The sequence below is a fragment of the Streptomyces sp. NPDC048278 genome, from assembly GCF_040652195.1.
In the GTDB taxonomy this organism is placed as follows: Bacteria; Actinomycetota; Actinomycetes; order Streptomycetales; family Streptomycetaceae; genus Streptomyces.
Genome location: NZ_JBEZLP010000055.1, coordinates 17,451 through 37,816, shown reverse-complemented (window position 1 = coordinate 37,816; position 20,366 = coordinate 17,451). Strand labels below are relative to the sequence as shown.

20 protein-coding genes are annotated in these 20,366 nt (G+C 70.4%); 12 read left to right on the top strand and 8 right to left on the bottom strand.

Annotated elements, in window-relative coordinates:
- Positions 1 to 32: 32 nt before the first annotated feature.
- The gene (locus tag AB0D74_RS47590; RefSeq protein WP_362601871.1) at positions 33 to 356 is read right to left on the bottom strand and encodes a DUF6191 domain-containing protein; all 324 of its coding nucleotides are present in this window, start codon (positions 354 to 356) and stop codon (positions 33 to 35) included.
- 132 nt (positions 357 to 488) lie between these two features.
- Between AB0D74_RS47590 and AB0D74_RS47585 the strand changes: the two genes are divergently transcribed.
- Both AB0D74_RS47585 and AB0D74_RS47580 read left to right on the top strand, forming a co-directional pair.
- Positions 489 to 833: a DUF3817 domain-containing protein gene (locus AB0D74_RS47585; RefSeq protein WP_351962298.1), complete on the top strand. Its 345-nt coding sequence runs from the start codon at positions 489 to 491 to the stop codon at positions 831 to 833.
- Positions 830 to 1,123, top strand: a complete 294-nt coding sequence (locus tag AB0D74_RS47580) for an MTH1187 family thiamine-binding protein (RefSeq protein ID WP_362601866.1) — start codon at positions 830 to 832, stop codon at positions 1,121 to 1,123. Before AB0D74_RS47585 ends, AB0D74_RS47580 begins: the two co-directional genes overlap by 4 nt.
- A gap of 61 nt (positions 1,124 to 1,184) precedes the next feature.
- Here AB0D74_RS47580 and AB0D74_RS47575 read toward each other — a convergent pair whose 3' ends face one another.
- Positions 1,185 to 2,183 carry a DUF5937 family protein gene (locus tag AB0D74_RS47575; protein WP_362601862.1) on the bottom strand — a complete coding sequence of 333 codons (999 nt, stop codon included), beginning with the start codon at positions 2,181 to 2,183 and terminating at the stop codon, positions 1,185 to 1,187.
- 82 nt (positions 2,184 to 2,265) lie between these two features.
- On the opposite strand from AB0D74_RS47575, the gene AB0D74_RS47570 reads away from it, so the two are divergent.
- The 4 genes from AB0D74_RS47570 to AB0D74_RS47555 all read left to right on the top strand — a co-directional run bounded on the left by AB0D74_RS47570 (position 2,266) and on the right by AB0D74_RS47555 (position 6,307).
- Positions 2,266 to 3,474 (top strand): MFS transporter, encoded by a 1,209-nt coding sequence (locus tag AB0D74_RS47570; protein ID WP_362601859.1) that lies wholly within the window; start codon positions 2,266 to 2,268, stop codon positions 3,472 to 3,474.
- Between the two features lie 111 nt (positions 3,475 to 3,585).
- On the top strand, positions 3,586 to 4,095 hold the full coding sequence (locus tag AB0D74_RS47565; RefSeq protein WP_362601856.1) for a MarR family transcriptional regulator: 510 nt from the start codon (positions 3,586 to 3,588) through the stop codon (positions 4,093 to 4,095).
- Positions 4,096 to 4,161: 66 nt separating this feature from the next.
- The gene (locus AB0D74_RS47560; protein ID WP_362601853.1) at positions 4,162 to 4,506 is read left to right on the top strand and encodes a DUF3817 domain-containing protein; all 345 of its coding nucleotides are present in this window, start codon (positions 4,162 to 4,164) and stop codon (positions 4,504 to 4,506) included.
- A 100-nt stretch (positions 4,507 to 4,606) separates the two neighbouring features.
- Positions 4,607 to 6,307: a methylmalonyl-CoA mutase family protein gene (locus tag AB0D74_RS47555; protein WP_362601850.1), complete on the top strand. Its 1,701-nt coding sequence runs from the start codon at positions 4,607 to 4,609 to the stop codon at positions 6,305 to 6,307.
- 223 nt (positions 6,308 to 6,530) lie between these two features.
- Here AB0D74_RS47555 and AB0D74_RS47550 read toward each other — a convergent pair whose 3' ends face one another.
- A complete protein-coding gene (locus AB0D74_RS47550; RefSeq protein ID WP_362601847.1) occupies positions 6,531 to 7,250 on the bottom strand; it encodes a TetR/AcrR family transcriptional regulator in 720 nt (239 codons plus the stop codon).
- Between the two features lie 232 nt (positions 7,251 to 7,482).
- Between AB0D74_RS47550 and AB0D74_RS47545 the strand changes: the two genes are divergently transcribed.
- From AB0D74_RS47545 to AB0D74_RS47525, 5 genes are all read left to right on the top strand, one after another.
- Positions 7,483 to 8,457 carry a tetratricopeptide repeat protein gene (locus AB0D74_RS47545; protein WP_362601844.1) on the top strand — a complete coding sequence of 325 codons (975 nt, stop codon included), beginning with the start codon at positions 7,483 to 7,485 and terminating at the stop codon, positions 8,455 to 8,457.
- A gap of 644 nt (positions 8,458 to 9,101) precedes the next feature.
- The gene (locus AB0D74_RS47540) at positions 9,102 to 9,746 is read left to right on the top strand and encodes a DUF6230 family protein (protein WP_362601841.1); all 645 of its coding nucleotides are present in this window, start codon (positions 9,102 to 9,104) and stop codon (positions 9,744 to 9,746) included.
- A 142-nt stretch (positions 9,747 to 9,888) separates the two neighbouring features.
- On the top strand, positions 9,889 to 10,476 hold the full coding sequence (locus AB0D74_RS47535; protein ID WP_362601837.1) for a DUF6114 domain-containing protein: 588 nt from the start codon (positions 9,889 to 9,891) through the stop codon (positions 10,474 to 10,476).
- A complete protein-coding gene (locus AB0D74_RS47530; RefSeq protein WP_362601834.1) occupies positions 10,466 to 11,836 on the top strand; it encodes a hypothetical protein in 1,371 nt (456 codons plus the stop codon). Before AB0D74_RS47535 ends, AB0D74_RS47530 begins: the two co-directional genes overlap by 11 nt.
- Positions 11,837 to 12,039: 203 nt before the next feature.
- Positions 12,040 to 12,504 carry a hypothetical protein gene (locus AB0D74_RS47525; RefSeq protein WP_362601831.1) on the top strand — a complete coding sequence of 155 codons (465 nt, stop codon included), beginning with the start codon at positions 12,040 to 12,042 and terminating at the stop codon, positions 12,502 to 12,504.
- 109 nt (positions 12,505 to 12,613) lie between these two features.
- Here AB0D74_RS47525 and pyk read toward each other — a convergent pair whose 3' ends face one another.
- From pyk to pta, 3 genes are all read right to left on the bottom strand, one after another.
- The gene (gene pyk, locus AB0D74_RS47520) at positions 12,614 to 14,041 is read right to left on the bottom strand and encodes a pyruvate kinase (RefSeq protein WP_362601828.1); all 1,428 of its coding nucleotides are present in this window, start codon (positions 14,039 to 14,041) and stop codon (positions 12,614 to 12,616) included.
- Between the two features lie 81 nt (positions 14,042 to 14,122).
- Positions 14,123 to 15,334, bottom strand: a complete 1,212-nt coding sequence (locus AB0D74_RS47515) for an acetate kinase (protein WP_362601825.1) — start codon at positions 15,332 to 15,334, stop codon at positions 14,123 to 14,125.
- Positions 15,331 to 17,421, bottom strand: a complete 2,091-nt coding sequence (gene pta / locus AB0D74_RS47510) for a phosphate acetyltransferase (RefSeq protein WP_362601822.1) — start codon at positions 17,419 to 17,421, stop codon at positions 15,331 to 15,333. The genes AB0D74_RS47515 and pta overlap by 4 nt, the downstream gene beginning before the upstream one ends.
- A 185-nt stretch (positions 17,422 to 17,606) precedes the next feature.
- On the opposite strand from pta, the gene AB0D74_RS47505 reads away from it, so the two are divergent.
- On the top strand, positions 17,607 to 18,632 hold the full coding sequence (locus AB0D74_RS47505; protein WP_362601819.1) for an ATP-dependent 6-phosphofructokinase: 1,026 nt from the start codon (positions 17,607 to 17,609) through the stop codon (positions 18,630 to 18,632).
- Between the two features lie 86 nt (positions 18,633 to 18,718).
- On the opposite strand, the gene AB0D74_RS47500 is transcribed toward AB0D74_RS47505, so the two are convergent.
- On the bottom strand, positions 18,719 to 19,435 hold the full coding sequence (locus tag AB0D74_RS47500) for an XRE family transcriptional regulator (RefSeq protein ID WP_362601816.1): 717 nt from the start codon (positions 19,433 to 19,435) through the stop codon (positions 18,719 to 18,721).
- A 100-nt stretch (positions 19,436 to 19,535) separates the two neighbouring features.
- A complete protein-coding gene (locus tag AB0D74_RS47495) occupies positions 19,536 to 20,366 on the bottom strand; it encodes a carbohydrate ABC transporter permease (protein ID WP_362601813.1) in 831 nt (276 codons plus the stop codon).

The following is a 20,366-nucleotide window of genomic DNA, read 5'->3' as shown; positions in this document are numbered from 1 at the left end:
GCCATGGGTGCGGCGGTCAGGGGGTGCGGTGGTCAGCGGTGCCGGTGCTCGCCGGGGAGGCGGATCACCGCCGTACCGGCCGTCAGGTCGACCGTGGACCTCGGCGGCGCGCCGTCCTCCTCGTCGTCGCGCAGCACCAGCGCGCTCTGCCGCTCCTTCAGCTCGTTCTGCTTGCCGGGGGAGAGCGCCGCGTGCAGCTGCTCGAAGCCGGTCGCGGAGACCTGGCCCTGCCGGGCGGCGTTCCGCCAGGGCAGTACCCCGGCCCGGCCGGCCCGCAGCAGCAGCTGGTCCACGAAGGCCAGCACGGTGAGCAACACCACCAGCCCCGGCAGGGTCATGAAGAACACGAACGGCATACCCGCGCCCCCTTCGTCGCCCGGCCCAGCCTGCCACCCCCGCGCCGGGGCCGCACCGCCCCTTTGCCACAATGGTTGAACGTTTGTGCTCGCGTTCACAAAGAGTGGACGTCCTCCCACCGAAGGTGACTCGTGGACATCAAGACCGCCACCGCCATCCGCCGCCTCCGCCTGGTCTCCGCCCCGGAGGCCGTTTCCTTCCTGATCCTGCTCGTCTGCTCGGTGCTCAAGCGGACCACGGACTTCAACGCGGTGCCCGTGATGGGCGCGGTCCACGGTGTCCTGTTCATCCTCTACGTGATCTTCTGGGCCGACGCCTGGAACCGCACCAAGTGGTCCCTGAAGACCGGCCTCTTCTACTTCGTCCTCTCCGTCCTGCCGACCGGCGGCTTCTTCGCCGAGCGCCGGCTCAAGCGCGCCGCCGAGGACGAGGTCATCGCCGCCCGCGCCCGCAAGGAAGGGGTCGTGAACGCATGATCGTCGCCTTCTCCGTGACGCCGCTGGGCGTCGGCGAGGACGTCGGGGAGTACGTCGCCGACGCCGTCCGGGTGGTCCGCGAGTCCGGGCTGCCCAACCGCACCGACGCCATGTTCACCTCGATCGAGGGCGACTGGGACGAGGTGATGGACGTCGTCAGGCGCGCCGTCGCCGCCGTCGAGGAGCGCGCGCCGCGCGTCTCCCTGGTCCTCAAGGCGGACATCCGGCCGGGCGTCACCGACGGGCTCACCAGCAAGGTGGCGACGGTCGAACGGCACCTGGCCCAGTAGCCGGCCCAGCCGGCCCAGCCGGTCCGGCCGGTCCGCGGAGTTTTCCGGGCCGGTGCTTCGCTCAGTCCGCAGGAGCCGTGCCGCCCGAGGCCAGCGCGATGCCCAGCGGGGTCCGCTCGTACAGCACCTGGTGGCCGTAGCGGCGCGAGGTGAGCAGGCCCGCGTCGCGCAGGGCCGCCAGGTGCGCGGAGACCGAGGACGGGGCGAGGCGCAGCCGGTGGGCGAGGGCGGTGGTGGCGGCCGGTTCGGCGAGGGCGGCCAGGACCGTGGCGCGGCCCCGGCCCAGCAGCCGAACCAAGGCGTCGGGCGTGCTGTCCGCCGGGTCGGTCCACAGGCCGCCGATGCCCCGGGCCGGGTAGACCAGCGTGGGCCGGGCCGGCGGGTCGAAGGTGCTGATCACGTCCGGCCAGGTGAACACGCTCGGCATCAGGACCAGGCCCTGCCCGCCCAGGCGCCGCTCGTACGCGCCGCCGGGCGAGGCCACGGTCAGCGTGCCCGGCCGCCAGCCGAAGCGGTGGTGGATCTCTGGCAGCAGCCCGCCCAGGCCGACCTCCGCGAGCCGCCGGGAGTGGAAGGCGATGTCCGCCTCCAGCAGGGCGCGCAGCCGGGGCCAGTCCGGGGCCACCAGCACGCGCCAGGCCTCCTCCAGCGCGTCCGTCAGCTCCCGGACCATGCGCGCCGGGTCCGCCAGCCAGGCCCGGCCGGTCGCCGACTCCAGCGCGCCCGGTGTGTCCGCGAGCGAGCGCGCGGTGTCCGCCCGGGCCGTCTCCGGGTCGACCGCCCGCAGGGCCGCCAGTTCCTCCTCGACGGCGGCGGCCGGACCGGTCGGCGGCGCCACCAGCCAGTCGGGCGAGTGGCCGCGCCGGGGCATCAGCAGCCACAGCGGCCTCAGGTCGAGACCGGCCGCCACCGTCCTGATCCGCCGTAGCCAGGGCGCGTGATAGCCGTGCCGGTCCGGCCGCCGCAGGGTGCGCACCGCCTCCTGCGTCTCCCACAGCGGGGACACGGCGAACCGGCACCGGAGGAAGTCGTCCTCGTCGAAGTGGAGGTGGGAGGGCATGGCGGGTCCCGGGGAGGGCAGGAAGATTCGGCTGGTGCCGAAACTCTAAGCGGTGGGCCGGGGTACGGGCACGCTGCCGTCCATGTCCGCGCCTGCCCTCCAGCGACCCGCCGGCTACGGCCGGGTCCTCGCCGTGCCCGAGTTCCGGGCCGTCTTCGCCGCCCACGTCCTGTCCATGCTCGGCGTGATCGTCAGTGAGATCGCACTCTCCGTGCTGGTCTACGACCTCACGGGATCGCCGCTGCTCAGCGCCCTGACCTTCGCGCTGGGGTTCCTGCCCTACCTGGTCGGCGGCACGCTCCTGGCCCCGGTCGCCGACCGGTTCCCGGCCCGCCGGGTGCTGGTGGTGTGCGATGTGGTGTGCGCGGGCTGCGTCGCCGTGATGGCGGTCCCCGGCACCGGCATCGGCGTGCTGCTCGCGCTGCGCTGCGCCCTCGCCGTCGTCTCGCCGGTGTTCGCCGGCACCCGGATGGCGACCCTCTCCGACATCCTCGGCGGCGGCGACCTGTTCGTGCTCGGCCGCTCCCTGCTGCGGATCGTCGCGCAGAGCGCGCTGCTGGTCGGCTACGGCCTCGGCGGACTGCTCCTCGCCGTCCTCACCCCACGGCACGCCCTGCTGATCACCGTCGTCACCTTCCTCGCCTCCGCCGCGCTGCTTCGCCTCGGCACCCGGCGCCGCCCCGCCCGCGCGCGGGCCCTGGACCGGGAGCGCGGCGGCACCCGGCAGCTGCTCGCCGACCGCCGCATCCGCATCCTGCTCCTCCTCTTCTGGGTCCCGGCGATGTTCGCCGTCGTCCCCGAGGCCCTCGCGGCCCCCTACGCCGACGCGCTCGGCACCGGATCCCCCGGGCTCGGCCTGCTGATGTGCGCGCTGCCGGTCGGCACGGTCGCCGGTGAGCTGTACGCGGGCGCCCGGCTCGGCCCGGCCGCCCGGGAGCGGATTGCCCTCCCGCTGGTCTGCCTCACCCTGCTGCCGTACCTGGGGTACGCCCTGCACCCGTCCCTCGCGCTCTCGCTGCTGTTCCTGCTGGTGGCGGGGGCCGGGTCGGCGTACACGCTGGGCCTCGACCAGTGGTTCGTGCGGGCCGTGCCCGAGGAGCTGCGCGGCCGGGCCATGACCGTGCTCAGCGCCGGGCTCATGACCCTGCAGGGCGTCGGCATGACGCTGGCGGGGCTGGCGGCGGAGGCCGTGGGCGTCCGGGCGACCGTGGCGGGCGCGGGGGTGGTGGGGACGGCCTGCTGCTGCGGCCTGGCGGCGGCGGCCCGGCGGTCGCCCCGGCCGGTGCCGTAGCGGCCGTCCGGGACGGGCGCGGCGCCGGTGTCGCGGTGGCTGCCGCGGCGGCGGTGACCGAAAGCCGAGACACGGCTGACCCCTATATGACCGGCCGGTAGGGTCGGTGACGTGCCCAAGCCTCTCAGTCTCCCCTTCGACCCCATCGCCCGTGCCGACGACCTCTGGAAGCAGCGCTGGGGAAACGTCCCGTCGATGGCCGCGATCACGTCGATCATGCGGGCCCAGCAGATCCTGCTGGCCGAGGTCGACGCGGTGGTCAAGCCGTACGGGCTGACGTTCGCGCGCTACGAGGCGCTGGTGCTGCTCACCTTCTCCAAGGCCGGCGAGCTGCCGATGTCGAAGATCGGCGAGCGGCTGATGGTCCACCCGACCTCGGTGACGAACACCGTCGACCGGCTGGTGAAGTCCGGTCTGGTCGACAAGCGGCCCAACCCCAACGACGGGCGCGGCACGCTCGCCACCATCACCGAGAAGGGCCGCGGGGTCGTCGAGGCGGCCACCCGCGACCTGATGGCGATGGACTTCGGGCTCGGGGTGTACGACGCCGAGGAGTGCGGGGAGATCTTCGCGATGCTGAGACCGCTGCGGGTCCACGCGAACGACTTCGACGAGGACTGAACGCGCGTCCTGCGGAGGAGTGACCCGGGACAAGATCTCCCGGAACGGGTGGTTACGCTCGTCCCCATGAAAAAGAGCGTGCTGACCCGCTACCGCGTCCTGGCCTACGTCACCGGTGTGCTGCTGGTGCTGCTGTGCCTGAGCATGATCGCCAAGTACGGGCTGGACATCGACGGTGCGGCCGACGTCACACGCGTCGTCGCCATCGCGCACGGCTGGCTCTACGTCGTCTACCTGGTCTTCGCCTTCGACCTGGGCTCCAAGGCGAAGTGGCCGGTCGGCAAGCAGCTGTGGGTGCTGCTGGCGGGCACCGTCCCGACCGCCGCGTTCTTCGTGGAGCGCAAGGTCACCCGCGAGCTGGACGCCAAGGTCACCGAGGGTTCTCCGGTGGCCGCGAAGGTCCAGGCCTAGCCGTAGTCCCCGGGGGAGCCCCTGGGGCGTACCGCCGTACGGACACCCGTGCGGCGGTTTTCCATCGACATTTAGTAGGACGTCCTAGTAAATTCGAAGCATGGACGCTGACGCCATCGAGGAGGGCCGCCGACGCTGGCAGGCCCGTTACGACGCGGCCCGCAAGCGGGACGCCGACTTCACCACGCTCTCCGGGGACCCCGTGGAGCCGGTGTACGGGCCCCGACCGGGGGACACTTACGAGGGATTCGAGCGGATCGGCTGGCCGGGGGAGTACCCCTTCACGCGCGGGCTGTATCCGACCGGCTACCGGGGGCGGACCTGGACCATCCGCCAGTTCGCCGGGTTCGGCAACGCCGAGCAGACCAACGAGCGCTACAAGATGATCCTCGCCAACGGCGGCGGCGGCCTCTCGGTCGCCTTCGACATGCCGACCCTCATGGGGCGGGACTCGGACGACGGCCGCTCGCTCGGCGAGGTCGGGCACTGCGGGGTCGCCATCGACTCCGCAGCCGACATGGAGGTCCTGTTCAAGGACATCCCACTGGGCGACGTCACGACGTCCATGACCATCAGCGGGCCCGCCGTGCCCGTCTTCTGCATGTACCTCGTCGCCGCCGAACGGCAGGGCGTCGACCCGTCGGTCCTCAACGGCACACTCCAGACCGACATCTTCAAGGAGTACATCGCCCAGAAGGAGTGGCTGTTCCAGCCCGAACCCCATCTGCGGCTGATCGGCGACCTGATGGAGTACTGCGCCGCCGGCATCCCCGCGTACAAGCCGCTCTCCGTCTCCGGCTACCACATCCGCGAGGCGGGCGCGACGGCCGCGCAGGAGCTGGCCTACACGCTCGCGGACGGCTTCGGCTACGTCGAACTGGGGCTCTCCCGCGGCCTCGACGTGGACGTCTTCTCACCCGGCCTCTCCTTCTTCTTCGACGCGCACGTCGACTTCTTCGAGGAGATCGCCAAGTTCCGTGCCGCGCGCCGGATCTGGGCGCGGTGGATGCGGGACGTGTACGGCTCCCGGTCCGACAAGGCGCAGTGGCTGCGCTTCCACACCCAGACCGCCGGCGTCTCGCTGACCGCCCAGCAGCCGTACAACAACGTGGTGCGCACGGCGGTGGAGGCGCTGGCGGCCGTGCTCGGCGGGACCAACTCGCTGCACACCAACGCCCTCGACGAGACCCTCGCCCTGCCGAGCGAGCAGGCCGCCGAGATCGCGCTGCGCACGCAGCAGGTGCTCATGGAGGAGACCGGCGTCGCCAACGTGGCGGACCCGCTGGGCGGTTCCTGGTACGTGGAGCAGCTCACCGACCGGATCGAGGCCGACGCCGAGAAGATCTTCGAGCAGATCAAGGAGCGGGGGCTGCGCGCCCATCCGGACGGGCGGCACCCGATCGGGCCGGTCACCTCGGGCATCCTGCGCGGGATCGAGGACGGCTGGTTCACCGGCGAGATCGCCGAGTCCGCCTTCCAGTACCAGCGGTCGCTGGAGAAGGGCGACAAGCGGGTCGTCGGCGTCAACGTCCACACCGGGTCTGTCACCGGGGACCTGGAGATCCTCCGCGTCTCGCACGAGGTCGAGCGGGAGCAGGTGCGGGTGCTGGGCGTACGGCGCGCGGCGCGGGACGAGGGCGCGGTGCGTGCGGCCCTGGACGCGATGCTGGGCGCGGCGCGGTCCGGCGCCAACATGATCGAGCCGATGCTGGACGCCGTACGGGCCGAGGCGACCCTGGGTGAGATCTGCGGGGTGCTGCGGGACGAGTGGGGCGTCTACACGGAGCCGGCGGGTTTCTAGCCCCGCACCAGGGGGCTCCGCCCCCTGGACCCCCGAACCCCATGCCCACCCACCACCCGACTCGGTCGGACGAGAAGTGGCGGTCTCGGTCGGCTCGGTCGGGTGAGAAGTTGCCGTCCGGGTCGGCTCGGTCGGACGAGAAGTTGCCGTCCCGGTCGGTTCGGTCGGACCAGAAGTTGCTGTCTTGGTCGGCTGGGTGGGGCGGGCAGCGGGCAGCGGGCGGCTAGGTGGGCCGGGTGGCGGTCGGCCTGGTCGGCTCGGTGGGGTGGGGAGCGGTCGGTCTGGTCGGCTTGGTGGGAGGAGCGGCTGGTTCGGGGGGCTCGGTCGTCGGCTGGGCGGCGAGGCCCAGCAGGAGGACGCGGGTGAAGTCGCGTACCCAGGCCTCGTCCGCCGGCTTGCCGCTCATCAGGGTGCGGTGGACCACCGCACCCGCCACCATGTCGAAGATCAGGTCCACCGTGCGGGCGGCCTCCTCCGGGTCCGGCTCGGAGGGGAGTTCGCCCCGGCACTGGGCGCGCTCCCGGCCCTCCAGGACCAACCGTTTCTGCCGGTCCACGATGGACGCGCGGATGCGTTCCCGCAGCGCGTCGTCGCGGGTCGACTCGGCGACCGCCGCCATCAGGCCGCTGCGGGCCTCCGGGCGGTCGAGGATCGCCGCGAACTGGAGTACGACGCCCTCGATGTCGTCCGCCAGGCTGCCGCGGTCGGGGAGTTCGAGTTCGTCGAACAGTTCCGCCACCGCGTCGACGACGAGCTCGTTCTTGCCCGCCCAGCGGCGGTAGAGGGTCGTCTTTGCAACCCCGGCCCGCGTGGCCACGTCTCCCAGGGTGAGCTTGGACCAGCCCAGTTCGACCAGTGCCTGCCGCGTCGCCTCCAGGATCGCCGTGTCCGCGGCGGCGCTGCGCGGGCGGCCGGTACGTCCGGCGGGGGTGCGGCTCTGCATCCCACGACCATAACCGGCGGTTCATGTGATGCCGTGAGGGAGATCACCGGAAAGTGGTGTCGCGCGGGTCCCCGATGGCATTACGCTACGGGTCGTAGCGAAAGCTCGTGGGTGACCGCACGGGCGACGACCATGGCGCGGGGTGGGGACCCGGCGCCGTCGGTGAACACAGGTTCGGCCCGGCTTTCACAACGCTTTTCACACACGCGCGGGAACGGGGGAGGATAGACGCATGCAGCCACGGAACATGTCCATGAGCGGCGTCGTCGACCTCGCCGCGGTCAAGGCGGCCCAGGAGGCCAAGACCAAAGCCGAGCAGACGCGCGCCGAAGCGGCCCGGCAGGGTGGTGCCGGTGCCGTGTCCCCGGCCGACCTGGTCATCGACGTCGACGAAGCCGGCTTCGAGCGCGATGTCCTCCAGCGGTCCGCCGAAGTCCCTGTCGTCATCGACTTCTGGGCCGAGTGGTGTCAGCCCTGCAAGCAGCTGAGCCCGGTCCTGGAGCGCCTCGCCGTCGAGTACAACGGCCGCTTCCTGCTGGCGAAGATCGACGTCGACGCCAACCAGATGCTGATGCAGCAGTTCGGGGTCCAGGGGATCCCGGCGGTCTTCGCCGTCGTCGCCGGGCAGGCACTGCCCCTCTTCCAGGGCGCGGCCGGCGAGGAGCAGATCCGCGGGACGCTGGATCAGCTGGTGCAGGTCGCCGAGCAGCGGTTCGGCCTGACCGGCCTCGTCGTCGACCCCGATGCCGAGCCGGGTGCCCCGGCCGGCCCCGCGGTGGTGCCCGCGGGCCCGTACGACGCACTCCTGGAGGCCGCCGTCCAGGCGCTGGACGCGGGTGACTTCGGCGGCGCGGTCCAGGCGTACAAGAACGTGCTGAGCGACGATCCCGCCAACAGCGAGGCCAAGCTGGGGCTCGCGCAGGCCGAGTTGCTCCAGCGGGTGCAGGGGATGGACCCCCAGCAGGTGCGCAGGGACGCGGCCGAGAAGCCGGCCGACGCCGGGGCGCAGATCGCGGCGGCCGACCTGGACCTGGTGGGCGGGCATGTCGAGGACGCCTTCGGGCGGCTGATCGAGACCGTGCAGCGGACGGCCGGGGACGACCGGGATGCCGTACGGCGGCGGCTTCTTGAGCTCTTCGAGGTCGTGGGCACCGACGACCCGCGAGTCGTGGGGGCGCGCAGGGCGCTGGCACGCGCGCTGTTCTAGACAACGGTCTGAACACGGTTCTGACCAGTCGCTAAACGTCACGTCCTGTGATGCCGGAGTGAAAGATTTGCCGAGGCGGGGCCACGGCGGTCGCTCTTTACCAAATCTTGGTAATCGCGACCGCTGTTACTCGGAGTAAATCGGGGCAGTTGGTCTGTCTGGTTTCGTCCACTGATCAACTGCTTTGCTCTGCCCCCGGATGCCACCCAGAGTCGCTTTCCGAGACCGGTGGGTCGTCCTTCGGTTATCCGCCCGTTACTACCGAGTAACGAAGCCCCTTGTGCGGGCGGCGAGAATGCACCACGATCGGCGACGCTCGGTCCATTCCCGTACCCCGACAGCCGGTCGGGCAGCGGGTTCATGTGGGTCCCCACCGAGCAGAGTCGGCGGCAGTGACGCCGGTTCTTGGGCAGGGGGGTCTTCGCCTCACCGCGAAGCCTGTCCAGCAAGGTTGTGCGTGATGCGTGTCAGGCGCGACCAGTGGTTGTCGCTCGGGGGTGATCGCCGGTGATCGAGGTGCGTTCGTGCCTCCGAGGACGGGCGCTCCCCTTCCGAGGACGTAGCACTTCTCCCATCCCTGCCCGGCCGAGCCGCCGTCGGTGGCGATCCGGGGCCAGGAGATGTACGTCCGAGAAGGAGGAAATATGGAGTCCCAGGTGCGTGGCGGGACCAGATGGAAGCGGTTCGCTGTGGTCATGGTGCCCAGCGTCGCCGCCACGGCGTGTATAGGTGTCGCCCTCGCGCAGGGTGCTCTCGCCGCGTCGTTCAGCGTGTCGGGCCAGCAGTTCAAGGTCTCGGCCGACTCGCTCGAGGGTGATGGCTTCGAGCAGTACGGTGCTGTCGACATGGGCAGCAGCGCCACGAAGGCCAACACCCACCCGGTGGCGGTGTCGGCGTTCAACAGCGCCACCATCACCAACCTGTGTCAGTCCGTGGTCACGCCGAACGTGCCGTTCTTCGGGAACGTCAGCCTGATCCTGCACGCGGGCGCCGACACGAACAAGCCGGTCGAGGCCACCAAGCTGTACATCGACCTCGACGACCTCACCGCGGACGCGACGTTCACCAACATCAACATCGGTGTCGCCGCCGGAAGCATGAGCAAGGGTCCTGGCATCAAGCAGGACGAGGTCAGCAAGGGCCTGACCAACCCGAACGGGTTCGGGCAGGAGGCGGACCACGCCTCGCTGACCGGCGTGAAGCAGACGGCGTGGGCCACCACTGCCGGAACCTTCAAGCTGAGCGGTCTGCACATGTCCGTCTCGACTTCGGGCGCGGAGTGCTACTAAGCACTCCGTGACGGGCGGGGGAGCCGACGGCACCCCCGCCCGTCCACCTTCCGCCCACGGTCTTCACGCGCGGTACAAGGAACAACCACCGCACCACACAGCATCACCACCACAGCAACGCCGCACCAGGGAGCTGTTTTCCATGAGCGCCGAGACCCCTGCCGCCGTACCCGGCCAGTTCACCCGCCGGAGGCTGCAGTTCCGCGCCTGGCGGGGCACGCGGCCGTTCTGGGCCGGTCTGTACATCCTGCTCGCCGGCTTTCCGATCATGTACTTCCCGTACGCGCATCTCCAGCTCGGCAGCCTGACGGTGGCGATGTCGACCACCGCGGGCGCCGGATCCCTGATCATCGGTGTGCTGCTCGTCGTCCTGGGCGTCAGCCTCTGGTTCCAGAAGCACATCCGCACGTTCGCGGGAGTCGCCGCGATCCTGCTGGCGCTGGTGTCCCTCCCCGTCTCCAACTTCGGTGGCTTCATCATGGGCTTCGTGCTCGCCCTGATCGGCGGAGCGATGGCCGTGGCCTGGGGTCCGGGTGTGCCCAAGCAGCCGCAGCCGGAGGGCGACGTGCCGCCGGCGGGGGACGACGCCCCGCAGGAGGCCGCCTACCACCCGGGTCCGGACGGTGCGGGCGAGGGGGACACCTTCCAGTCCCGTGCGGCGCTGGGGGAGAACGACCTGTCAGGAACGAGCCCGGTGAACGGGGCGAACGGGAGGCACAGTGCCGGCTGACGAGGTGACCCACGGGACTGAGGTGGACGAGTCCCGTGTGAGAACCGGGCCGCGGCATGCGGCGCCCAAGAAGCCGCTGTTCACCAGGTTCCACATGCCGGCGGGCAAGGCGATAGCCTCCGTGGCGATGCCGACGGCCGTGCTCATGGGCTTCGGGTTCACGTCCTCGCTCGCGATCGCCGACACCAACAGCACGTCGTCGGCGTCGTCGAAGAGCCTGGCCGAGGACTACAAGGACTGCGTGTCCGCCCTGGACTCCGCGTCGCCCTCCGCCTCGGCGAGCGCGAGCGACAAGGCCACGGACTCGGCCACGCCGTCGGCCACGGCGTCGGACGACTCCAAGGACTCGTCGTCGGACACGTCGTCCTCGTCGGATTCAGGTTCCGACGACACGGCCACGCCGACGCCGTCCGCGTCCAAGTCGTCCTCGTCCTCGGGCGATTCGGGTTCCTCCGACTCGTCGGGGTCCTCCGGTTCGTCGGACTCCGGGAGCACGGCGACCGCGTCGCCGTCCGCCTCCGCGAGCAGTAGCGGCGGTGGCCTGCTGGACTCGATCGGGGACGCGATCGGCAGCATCCTCAGCGGCGGCAGCACGACGAGTTCGTCCTCGTCGGACTCCACCGCGAGCGCCACGCCGTCGCCGTCCGCCTCGTCCTCGGCCTCGTCGGACTCGTCGTCCTCGTCCTCGTCGGGCGACGACAGCGGCTCCGACGCCGTCTCCAAGACCGTCAAGAAGGTCACGGACACGGTCAAGGACAGCACCGACACGGCGACCAAGGCGGCCGACGACGTCACCAAGGACGTCACCAAGGCAGCCGAGGACGCGACCTCCAGCGCCTCGGCGAGCCCGTCCGCGAGCTCCACCACGTCGGCCGACGACTGCGACGCCGCCACGGACGACGTGAGCGGTGTCGACAACAAGGTTCTGGTCGCGGACGACCCCTGGTACCTGAGCGCCAGCTCGCTGACGCTGAAGAGCGCCGACTACCAGGGCATCGTCGAGGTGAAGACGGCGAGCGGCAAGACGAAGAAGGTGCTGAAGTACGTCATCTCGGGCGGCACCGACATCGGTGACCTGCACCAGACGGTCAAGGACACCAAGATCGGCAAGACGTACCACGTGCAGGCCGCGTCCGGTTCGAAGTCCACGATCACCGGCGGCGCCACCACGATGTACACGGAGTCGATCTCCGGCAACCTCTTCGGCCTGATCCCGATCACGTTCGACCCGGACAACCCGCCGCCGTTGAACATCCCGCTGATCTACTTCACCAACGTGAAGGTCGTCCAGGCGGGCCAGTTCGGCGGCACCCTGCACGTGCCCGGCATGCACGTGTACACGACCGACGGCACCAGCTGAGCGCCGCGACAGACCCTTCCGGGAGCCGCAGAGAAACTGTGCCCCGCCGAGTACCGACTCGGCGGGGCACAGCTCTGTCCGGAGCCGGTCATCCGCGCCGGATCCCATGGGGATCCAGAGTGCTGATACCGCTCGGCGTCGACGAGTTCGGCAACCTGGTCACCGCGATGCCCAAGAACGTCTGGTGAGGGAAAGGACGACAGGTGATCGACTTCGCCTTCGAGCCGCGCGCGGACGACGACTCCTGGTCACGGGAATGGCGGCCACCGGTCACCGCCCTGAGCGCCTCGGACTTCAGTCTGCGGTACTTCAAGGCCGACCTGCGGCTCGTCGTCCACGGCGTGGACCTCGGCGTGCGGCTGTTGGGAGAGCCCGTGGTCGACATCGCCCTGCTGCTGGACCACGCGGCAGGGGAACTGGAGACCCGCGCTGACGTCGCGGTCGAGGCGTCCCTCAGCCAGCACGTCTACGCCTTCCACCGGGAGGGGACGACCGTCACCCTTACGACGGACTGGCCGCCGGCCACGGCGGAGCTGAGCTGGGAGGAACTGCGCGGGCTCGCCGAGCGGGCGAAGGCCGAGGCCGTGCGGCTGATCACCGCCGCCCATCCTGATCTGGGCGACAACGCCTGGCTGCGGGGGACGGTCGGAACGCCTCCGGCCGTGTGAGGCCGTTGCGTCGGGGCCGGCCGACGACCTCGACGCACCGAGGGCGCCCCCCGTCACAGGGAGCGCCCTCGGTGTCGTGTGAGGCTGTGCGAGGTCCGCTAGGCGGATGTCACTTGTTGATGCCGCCGATGTGGTGGACCCGGAGCATGTTGGTGGTGCCGGGGACGCCGGGGGGCGAGCCGGCCGTGATGATGACGGTGTCGCCCGGGTTGAAGCGGTTGATCTTGGCGATCTCCTGGTCGACCATGTCGACCATCTCGTCCGTGCTGTTCACGAACGGCACCACGTGCGACTCCACGCCCCAGCTGAGGGTGAGCTGGTTGCGGGTGTTCTCGTCGGTGGTGAAGGCGATGATCGGCTGCTGCGCGCGGTAGCGCGAGAGGCGGCGGGCGGTGTCGCCGGACTGGGTGAAGGCGACCAGGCCGCGACCACCGAGGAAGTCGGCGATCTCGCAGGCCGCACGGGCCACCGAACCACCCTGCGTGCGCGGCTTCTTGCCCGGCACCAGCGGCTGCAGGCCCTTGCTGAGCAGCTCCTGCTCGGCCGCCTTGACGATCTTCGACATCGTCTTCACGGTCTCGACCGGGTACGCGCCGACGGAGGACTCCGCGGACAGCATCACCGCGTCCGCGCCGTCCAGGATCGCGTTGGCGACGTCGGAGGCCTCGGCGCGGGTCGGGCGGGAGTTGGTGATCATCGACTCCATCATCTGGGTCGCCACGATCACCGGCTTGGCGTTGCGCCGGCACAGCTCGATCAGGCGCTTCTGCACCATGGGGACCTTTTCGAGCGGGTACTCGACGGCCAGGTCGCCACGGGCCACCATGACGGCGTCGAACGCCATCACGACGCCCTCCATGTTCTCCACCGCCTGCGGCTTCTCCACCTTGGCGATGACGGGGACCCGGCGGCCCTCCTCGTCCATCACCTTGTGGACGTCGTCGACGTCCTTGGCGTCCCGCACGAAGGACAGCGCGACCATGTCGCAGCCCATGCGCAGCGCGAACCGGAGGTCCTCGACGTCCTTCTCGGAGAGCGCGGGCACGTTGACGGCCGCGCCGGGCAGGTTGATGCCCTTGTGGTCGGAGACGACACCGCCCTCGATGACGATCGTCCGCACCCGCGGGCCCTCGACGTCCGTGACCTTCAGCTCGACGTTGCCGTCGTTGATGAGGATCTGGTCGCCGCGCGAGACGTCGCCCGGCAGGCCCTTGTAGGTCGTACCGCAGATGGTCTTGTCGCCCGGGACGTCCTCGGTCGTGATGACGAACTCGTCACCGCGCTCCAGCTCCACCGGTCCCTCGGCGAAGGTCTCCAGACGGATCTTCGGGCCCTGCAGGTCGGCGAGGACGCCGATGGCACGGCCGGTCTCCTTGGCGGCGGCCCGGACGCGGTCGTACCGCCCCTGGTGCTCGGCGTGGGAGCCGTGGCTGAAATTGAACCGGGCCACGTTCATGCCCGCCTCGATCATGGCGACGAGCTTCTCGTGGGTGTCGACCGCGGGGCCGAGAGTACAGACGATTTTCGAACGGCGCATGGGGGCGATCCTATCGGTTTGTTTCGCTACGGAATATTCCGTCTGGTGGAAGATACAAATGGGCGCTAATGTGCTCAGCTGTTAATTCCGACCGATGCCGACGAGCGCGTACGTCTGGGTGGCGATCTCCAGCTCCTCGTCGGTCGGTACCACGGCGACCGCGACCCGCGCGGTCGCCGGCGATATCAGCCGCGGCTCGTCCGCCCGGGCGGCGTTCAGCTCCGGGTCGACCGCGAGCCCCAGCCCCTCCAGGCCCGCCATGGCCGCCTCCCGCACCGGGGCCGCGTTCTCGCCGACGCCCGCGGTGAAGGCCACCGCGTCGACCCGGCCGAGGACCGCGTAGTAGGCGCCGATGTACTTCTTCAGGCGGTGAATGTAGATGTCGAAGGCGAGTTGTGCCTCTTGGTCGCCCTCGTCGATCCGGCGCCGGATCTCCCGCATGTCGTTGTCACCGCACAGACCGAACAAACCACTCCTCTTGTTGAGAAGAGTGTCGATCTCGTCCATGGACATTCCGCCAACTCGGGCCAAATGGAAAATGACGGCCGGGTCCAGATCGCCGGAACGCGTTCCCATCACCAGCCCCTCCAAAGGCGTCAGGCCCATCGAGGTGTCCACGCACCGGCCACCGCGGACGGCCGACGCGGACGCCCCGTTGCCGAGGTGCAGCACGATGACGTTCACCTCTTCCGGTGCCTTTCCCAGCAGCTCCGCGGTCGCCCGGGACACGTACGCGTGCGAGGTGCCGTGGAAGCCGTAACGGCGGATCCGGTACCGGTCGGCGAGCTTCGGGTCGATCGCGTACCGCGCCGCGGACTCCGGCATCGTCGTGTGGAACGCCGTGTCGAAGACGGCCACCTGCGGCAGGTCCGGGCGCAGCGCCCGCGCGGTGCGGATGCCGGTCAGGTTGGCCGGGTTGTGCAGCGGGGCGACCGGGATCAGCCGCTCGATCTCGGCGAGCACCGCGTCGTCGATCACCGTCGGCTCGGTGAAGAACATCCCGCCGTGCACCACCCGGTGCCCGATCGCGGCCAGTTCCGGCGAGTCGAGCCCGAGGCCGTCCCTCGTCAGCTCCTCCGCCACCGCCTTCAGCGCCGCCTCGTGGTCGGCGATCGGCCCGTTCTGCTCACGGGTGTCACCGCTGTCGGCACAGGTGTGCCTCAGCCGCGAGGTCTGCTCGCCGATCCGCTCGACGAGGCCCACCGCCAGCCGGCTGCTGTCCCGCATGTCCAGCAGCTGGTACTTCACCGACGAGGAGCCGGAGTTGAGGACGAGGACGCGGGAGGGGCTCACTGGGCGGTTGCCTTTTCGCTCGGGTTCTGGGCCTGGATCGCCGTGATGGCGACGGTGTTGACGATGTCCTGGACGAGGGCGCCCCGGGACAGGTCGTTGACGGGCTTGCGCAGCCCCTGGAGCACCGGCCCGACGGCGATCGCGCCGGCCGACCGCTGCACGGCCTTGTAGGTGTTGTTGCCGGTGTTGAGGTCCGGGAAGATCAGCACGCTGGCCTGCCCGGCGACCTCGGAGCCCGGCAGCTTGGTGGCGGCCACCGACGGCTCCACGGCCGCGTCGTACTGGATCGGCCCCTCGATCTTCAGGTCGGGCCTGCGCGAGCGCGCCAGCTCGGTCGCCTCCCGCACCTTGTCCACGTCCGCCCCCGAACCCGACGTGCCCGTCGAGTACGACAGCATCGCGATCCGCGGCTCCACGCCGAACTGGGCCGCCGTACCCGCCGACTGGACGGCGATGTCGGCCAGTTGCTCCGCGTCCGGGTCCGGGTTCACCGCGCAGTCGCCGTAGACCAGCACCTTGTCGGCGAGGCACATGAAGAAGACGGACGAGACGATCGACGAACCCGGCTTGGTCTTGATGATCTCGAAGGCCGGGCGGATGGTCGCCGCCGTGGAGTGCACGGACCCGGAGACCATGCCGTCCGCCAGGCCCTCCTGCACCATCAGGGTGCCGAAGTAGTTGACGTCGGCGACCACGTCGTACGCCAGCTCCACCGTCACGCCCTTGTGGGCGCGCAGCAGCGCGTACTGCTCGGCGAAGGCGTCGCGCAGTTCGGAGGTGGCCGGGTCGATCAGCTGCGCGTCGGCGAGGTCGATGCCGAGGTCGGCGGCCTTCTTGCGGATCTGGTCGACGGGGCCGAGCAGGGTGATGTCGCATACCCCCCGGCGCAGCAGCACCTCCGCCGCGTGCAGCACCCGCGCCTCGGTCCCCTCCGGCAGCACCACCCGCCGCTTGTCGGAACGCGCCTGCTCCAGGAGCTTGTGCTCGAACATCATCGGGGTGAGCCGGCCGGTGCTCGGCGCCGAGACCCGCTTGTTGAGGCCCGCGGTGTCGACGTACCGCTCGAACAGGCCGAGCGCGGTCTCCGCCTTGCGCGGGGTGGCCGCGTTCAGCTTGCCCTCAAGGGAGAACAGCTGGGCGGCGGTCGGGAAGCTGTTGCCGGGCACCGAGAGGACCGGCGTGCCCGGGGCGAGCCGGGCGGCGAGGGTGAGGATCCCGTCGGCGGGCCGCTCGCCGAGGGTGAGCAGCACGCCGGCTATCGGCGGGGTGCCGGCGCTGTGCGCGGCCAGCGAGCCGACGACCAGGTCGGCGCGGTCGCCCGGGGTCACCACCAGGCAGCCCGGGGTCAGGGCGGGCAGGAAGCTCGGCAGCATCGCACCGCCGAAGACGAAGTCCAGGGCGTCCCTGGCCAGCCCCGATTCGTCGCCGAGCAGCACCTTCGCGTCGAGCGCGTGGGCGATCTGGGCGACCGTCGGCGCGGAGAGCGCGGGCTCGTCCGGCAGCACGTACACCGGCACCGGCAGCCGCCCCTCGATCCGCCGGGCTATCTCGTCCCGCTCCTCGCGGACCACCCGGTTGGCGATCATCGCCAGCACGTCGCAGCCGAGACCGTCGTACGCCCGGAACGCGTTGCGGGTCTCCGCCGGCACCGACTCCGCGTTCTGGTCACGGCCGCCGACCACCGGGATCACCGAGGCGCCGAACTCGTTGGCGAGCCGGGCGTTGAGGGACAGCTCGTCCGGGAACTGGGTGTCGGCGTAGTCGGTGCCGAGGACCAGGACGACGTCGTAGTCACGGGCGACCAGGTGGAAGCGGTCGACGAGGGTGGAGACCAGTTCGTCGGCGCCCCGCTCGGCCTGGAGCGCGGAGGCCTCGTGATAGTCCATGCCGTAGACGGTCGCCGGGTCCTGGGAGAGGCGGTACCGCGCACGCAGCAGCTCGAACAGGCGGTCGGGACCGTGGTGGACGAGGGGGCGGAAGACACCGACCCGGTCGACCTGCCGGGTCAGCAGCTCCATCACGCCCAGCTCGACCACCTGGCGGCCGTCGCCGCGGTCGATCCCGGTCACGTACACGCTGCGCGTCACGTGGGCACTCCGTCTCTCTAGCCGTCTCTGTAGCCGCACAAAAATCGCCCACCGGGGTGAGCGGAACCCTCTTGACAGTACCCCTGGCGCCGGATAAGGCGCCCGTCAGGATTTCACCCGCCCGCACGGCATGAAACAATCGGATCGGCTCACCGGTAACGACAGCGAGCAGGAGACACACCACCATGCGCATCGGAGTTCTCACCGCAGGCGGCGACTGCCCCGGCCTGAACGCCGTCATCCGATCGGTGGTGCATCGGGCAGTCGCCCAGTACGACGACGAGGTCATCGGCTTCGAGGACGGTTTCCGGGGGCTGCTCGACGGCCACTACCGCACCCTCGACCTGGACGCGGTGAGCGGCATTCTCGCTCTGGGCGGCACGATCCTGGGCTCGTCCCGGCTGGAGCGGGACCGGCTGCGCGAGGCGTGCGACCGGGCCACCGACATGGTCGAGGAGTTCGGGATCGACGCGCTGATCCCGATCGGCGGCGAGGGCACGCTGACCGCGGCGCGCATGCTGTCCGACGCGGGCCTGCCGGTCGTCGGCGTCCCGAAGACCATCGACAACGACATCTCCTCCACCGACCGCACCTTCGGCTTCGACACCGCGGTGGGCGTCGCCACGGAGGCGATGGACCGGCTGAAGACGACCGCCGAGTCCCACCAGCGGGTGATGGTCGTCGAGGTGATGGGCCGGCACGCCGGCTGGATCGCCCTGGAGTCCGGCATGGCCGCCGGCGCCCACGGCATCTGCCTCCCCGAGCGGCCCTTCGACCCGGCCGACCTGATCAAGATGGTCGAGGAGCGCTTCGCCCGCGGCAAGAAGTTCGCCGTGGTGTGCGTGGCGGAGGGCGCCCATCCCGCCGAGGGCACGATGGACTACGGCAAGGGCGAGATCGACCAGTACGGCCACGAGCGCTTCCAGGGCATCGGCACGGCCCTGGCGTACGAGCTGGAGCGGCGGCTCGGCAAGGAGGCCAAGCCGGTCATCCTCGGCCACGTCCAGCGGGGCGGCACGCCGACGGCCTACGACCGCGTCCTCGCGACGCGGTTCGGGTGGCATGCGGTGGAGGCGGCGCACCGGGGTGACTTCGGGAGGATGACCGCGCTGCGGGGCACGGACATCGCGATGGTGCCGCTCGCGGAGGCGGTGACCGAGTTGAAGACGGTGCCGAAGGATCGCATGGACGAGGCGGAGTCCGTCTTCTAGGGCCGGGGTCCGAGTCCGGCCGCGGCGCCGTCGTGGCCGGTCGCGCGCGCGGCGGAGCCGCATGGTGAATGCAGCCCCGCGCCCCTTCAGGGGCGCTTCTTCTCCACCGCGCTCCAGAAGTGGGCGACGATCTGGGCCAGGAAGTCCTCGCCCAGCTTCTGTATCCGGTTCGTGGCGGTGAAGTCGCCCCATGACAGCGTTGTCGCCAGTTGCGCCTGGTACGACTCGTACAGCTCGCCCAGCGCGTTGTCGATGAGTCGCTTGTCCAGCGGGATCAGCTTGCAGACCTGGCGGACGTAGGGCTGGCGCCGGGTGGTGGTGACCGCACTGCGCAACAGTTCCGCCAGCTCCTTCTCCTTGCCCGTGAGCGTGATGACGTCCGGCAGGGAGAGGCGGAGGAAGTCGGCCAGGGCGGCGGTCAGGCGGTCGGTGCCCCGCCACTCCGCGTCCTCCTCCAGTTGCAGGTACGGGAGGAGCCCGAGGCCGAGGGCCCCCGCCACGTCCTCCGGGGCCAGGCCGCGGGCGATCCGGTGTTCGCGCAAGGTCTGCGGGCGGCCGATCAGGTCGCCCGGGGTGCACCACAACACTCCCGCAAGGGCAGTCAGTTCGGGACTGCTGGGGACCAACTCCCCGCCCTCCCAGGCGAGTACGAGACCCGGGGTGGCGTGCGGCATACCGTACGAGGCTTGCAAGTCGTACGCCACGTGCTCGGGTCCCATACCGAGCGCGGCACGGAGTCTGCGGGCGGCGGGGGCGTTGAAGGGGGGACCCGGCTGGTTCGGTGGAGCTGGTGGTTGGTGCACAGCCGACAAGGTAGGGGTGCGCGGGGGCACTGACTACGGTCCGTTCGGCCAGGAACACGGATGGTGGGAACGTACGGATTCACAAGCGGTCCTTACCTGTTCATCCCTTGACGGCGCCGCCCAGGGCGAACCCGCCGCCCAGTCGGCGCGCGACCAGCACGTACAGCAGGATCACCGGCGTCGAGTAGATGACGGAGAAGGCGGCGAGCTGGCCGTAGGCCACCATGCCGCGGTTGCCGAAGAAGTCGTTGATGCTGACCGAGGCGGGCATCTGGTCCGGCGAGAGCAGCAGCATGAAGGGGACGAAGAAGTTGCCCCACATCATCACGAAGGCGAAGACGGTGACGACGGCGAGGCCGGGTCCCATGAGCGGCAGCACGATACGGGTCAGTGACTGGAGCGGGTTGGCGCCGTCCGTCCAGGCGGCCTCCTCCAGCTCCTTCGGGACGCCGTCCATGAAGTTCTTCATCAGCCAGATGGCGAAGGGGAGTTGGGAGGCGGCGAAGAACAGGATCGTGCCCTGCATGGTGTCGATGAGGTTGATCCGGACGAACAGCGCGTACACCGGCACCATGATCGCGGTGATGGGCAGACTCGTGGCGAAGAGGATGGACAGCAGGAACGGCCGGTTGAACCGGGAGCGGTACCGGGAGAGCGGGTAGGCCGCGAGGGCGGAGCAGACGACGGTGAGCGCGGTGGCGCCGCCGCACAGGACCAGGCTGTTGAGCAGCGGGGTGTAGGTGATGTCCGGGGTGAGGATCGCGTCGAAGTTCCCGAAGGTGAACCCGTCCGGGATCCGGACCCGCAGACCGGCGTGCGGATCGACGGCGGAGAGGACCACCCAGGCCAGCGGCAGCACGAAGGCGGCGGCCACGATCAGCAGCCCGAGGTCGGCGGCGAGCCGGTGCGAACGGCGTTGACGGCGGGGCAT

What these genes read in the sequence shown, in the direction of transcription:
- AB0D74_RS47590 (WP_362601871.1), bottom strand. Translation starts at nt 356, where the DNA reads ATGCCGTTCGTGTTCTTCATGACCCTGCCGGGGCTGGTGGTGTTGCTC.
- AB0D74_RS47580 (WP_362601866.1), top strand. Translation starts at nt 830, where the DNA reads ATGATCGTCGCCTTCTCCGTGACGCCGCTGGGCGTCGGCGAGGACGTC.
- AB0D74_RS47575 (WP_362601862.1), bottom strand. Translation starts at nt 2,183, where the DNA reads ATGCCCTCCCACCTCCACTTCGACGAGGACGACTTCCTCCGGTGCCGG.
- AB0D74_RS47570 (WP_362601859.1), top strand. Translation starts at nt 2,266, where the DNA reads ATGTCCGCGCCTGCCCTCCAGCGACCCGCCGGCTACGGCCGGGTCCTC.
- AB0D74_RS47560 (WP_362601853.1), top strand. Translation starts at nt 4,162, where the DNA reads ATGAAAAAGAGCGTGCTGACCCGCTACCGCGTCCTGGCCTACGTCACC.
- AB0D74_RS47555 (WP_362601850.1), top strand. Translation starts at nt 4,607, where the DNA reads ATGGACGCTGACGCCATCGAGGAGGGCCGCCGACGCTGGCAGGCCCGT.
- AB0D74_RS47550 (WP_362601847.1), bottom strand. Translation starts at nt 7,250, where the DNA reads ATGCAGAGCCGCACCCCCGCCGGACGTACCGGCCGCCCGCGCAGCGCC.
- AB0D74_RS47545 (WP_362601844.1), top strand. Translation starts at nt 7,483, where the DNA reads ATGCAGCCACGGAACATGTCCATGAGCGGCGTCGTCGACCTCGCCGCG.
- AB0D74_RS47540 (WP_362601841.1), top strand. Translation starts at nt 9,102, where the DNA reads ATGGAGTCCCAGGTGCGTGGCGGGACCAGATGGAAGCGGTTCGCTGTG.
- AB0D74_RS47535 (WP_362601837.1), top strand. Translation starts at nt 9,889, where the DNA reads ATGAGCGCCGAGACCCCTGCCGCCGTACCCGGCCAGTTCACCCGCCGG.
- pyk (WP_362601828.1), bottom strand. Translation starts at nt 14,041, where the DNA reads ATGCGCCGTTCGAAAATCGTCTGTACTCTCGGCCCCGCGGTCGACACC.
- AB0D74_RS47505 (WP_362601819.1), top strand. Translation starts at nt 17,607, where the DNA reads ATGCGCATCGGAGTTCTCACCGCAGGCGGCGACTGCCCCGGCCTGAAC.
- AB0D74_RS47495 (WP_362601813.1), bottom strand. Translation starts at nt 20,366, where the DNA reads ATGCCCCGCCGTCAACGCCGTTCGCACCGGCTCGCCGCCGACCTCGGG.